The sequence below is a fragment of the Streptobacillus notomytis genome (assembly GCF_001902585.1).
GTDB lineage: Bacteria > Fusobacteriota > Fusobacteriia > Fusobacteriales > Leptotrichiaceae > Streptobacillus > Streptobacillus notomytis.
Genome location: NZ_LKKV01000131.1, coordinates 1 through 2,174 on the forward strand (window position 1 = coordinate 1; position 2,174 = coordinate 2,174).

The 2,174-nt window shown below is 22.7% G+C and carries 2 pseudogenes; both read left to right on the forward strand.

Annotation, left to right across the window (positions count from 1 at the left end):
- Positions 1 to 974: pseudogene (locus BUE91_RS07205) on the forward strand (hypothetical protein); the annotation flags it as partial.
- Between the two features lie 69 nt (positions 975 to 1,043).
- A pseudogene (locus BUE91_RS06700) lies at positions 1,044 to 2,174 on the forward strand (S8 family serine peptidase); the annotation flags it as partial.

The window sequence follows — 2,174 nt, forward strand, 5'->3', positions numbered from 1 at the left end:
TAAGTGTTAAGGCTGATAGCATTAGGTCTACAGGTAAGTCAGAAAAAATAGAAACTAATGAAGGAAATTTTGAGGAATTACCTCTTAATTATTTTGCTTGGAATTATCAAAAAAATAGTTCAGGGTTATTGAATCTTTTTTCCTCATCTTCAAAAGAATACAATTACTTTTTTGATGCCAAATCAAAGAAAATAACTAAGGATACTAAGACTATTTTGAATTTAGATAACAGTATATATAGTCTTGCAATAGATACAGAGTATAAACAAGATAAGGGAATTAATTTTGATTTAAATTTAGATCTTTCATATAATGAAGTAAAATTAATGGGTAAAAAAGAGCTTATTACAATAACTGAAACAAGATCAAAAGTTATTAACTATATTTCAAGTGAACAAGATCCTACTAAAAATTTAGATAAAGTAAAGAGAAATAATGAAGAAGTTAAATTAGATGAAAAAAATATTTTGGGATCATTAAAAAAATTTGTTAAAGGTAAAAAATCATCTGATGAAAAAATATATGAAAAATCCGGAAACATATTAGGTACTACGTATCCTGAAATGAATGAAGAAAAATTAAGAAGAATATTAGATTATCCTAATAAAATAATTAAAGAAGTTAAATCGGAAGGATCATATTTTTTACATACTAAAAAAATTAATTTAAATTTAGACATATACTTAGGATATAACTTTAATCCTAAGGATAAAATGATAGTATCTGTGGGTATGAAATACATTTTAAATACAGAATATATTTCAAGTAATAAAATAATAATAGATGATGTTAAGTTATTTGGAAGTAGAAAAATATTAATTAAAAATACAGTAGTTCCAGAAGTTAAAATGACATATAATTTAATTAATAATTTAAATGCGAGGTTAAGTGCAGAATTACCTATAAGTTTTGAGAATAGAGAATATAAAGATCTTAAATTTAACGTTAGAACAGGACTTGAATATAGTTGGTAGATAAATGTTTCTATTTTTTATAAAATAAGGTATAATAATAGTATATATAACTAATAAAAGTGAGGATTTATGAAATTTAAGAGATTTCAATTTTTTTTGATGTTATTTTTTACAATTAGTTGTACTATAGTTGATATTAATGAATCAAATACTGTTATTAATTCTAATAGCAGTAGATTAAATGGTACAAATATAAGTGGAAATATATCAAATAATTATACGATTAATTCGGAGAATTTCCATAAAATTGATAGTAATGTTGAAAAAAAAGAAATCATTAAAGATTCAAAACATAAAACAACGTTTACTATTGTTAATGATAATGAAAAATTAAAACCAAAATTAGGTGAAAATGAAATTTTAGAATATGAAAGCACTTCTGAATCTCAATTAAAAGAAGGAGATAATCCAGTAACAATACTTGAGGTATATTTATATAATGGTGAAAAAGAAAAAATTAAAAGTAAATATGATTTTTTAACAATAGAAAAAGAAAATAATAACTCTGCCTATAAAGATCATGCTTTAAAAGTAGTAGATGGATTTATGGATACAAATGCTGATGGTATTGTAAGTGAGGAAGAAAAAAAGTTCTTTAAAAGTAAAACTCCTAATATAAATCTTATTAGACGTGATGAAAATGTATATAATCTAAAAGGTATAATAAATATGTCATATGGTAGAGTTAGACATAATGAACATTTTAGTTATATATATAAAAATGGTAGATATTTAGATAAAACATCTCCAACTAATATTCCTTATGAAATAAAAGAATATTTCACTAATAGATTATTAGATAGAAATTATGTATATAATGAAAGATTAATAATAAAATCTATTGGAAATGGAATTGATAGTGATATAAAAACAAAGAAATTTTCTAATAATATATTAAATGTATATCAAATAATGTCTCCAGAAATGCAGGCTCTTTCTAGAAGTGAAAGTTTACTTGTAAAAAATTCATTTAGAAGAGATCACGATTTAATAGGTGATTATTATAGAGATATTTCTACTTCATATATAGATGATAAACATAATTATTATATTGATAGATTATTTAGAGAAGATTATCAGACTCAATCTTTTTTATTAAGAAGTTTTGTTGTAGGAGAAGTAGGACTTTTATCAGAAGATGGTATTAAAAAAGGAGATGAACGTAAATATCATCCTAGTTTTGGATCATCATATTCAGCG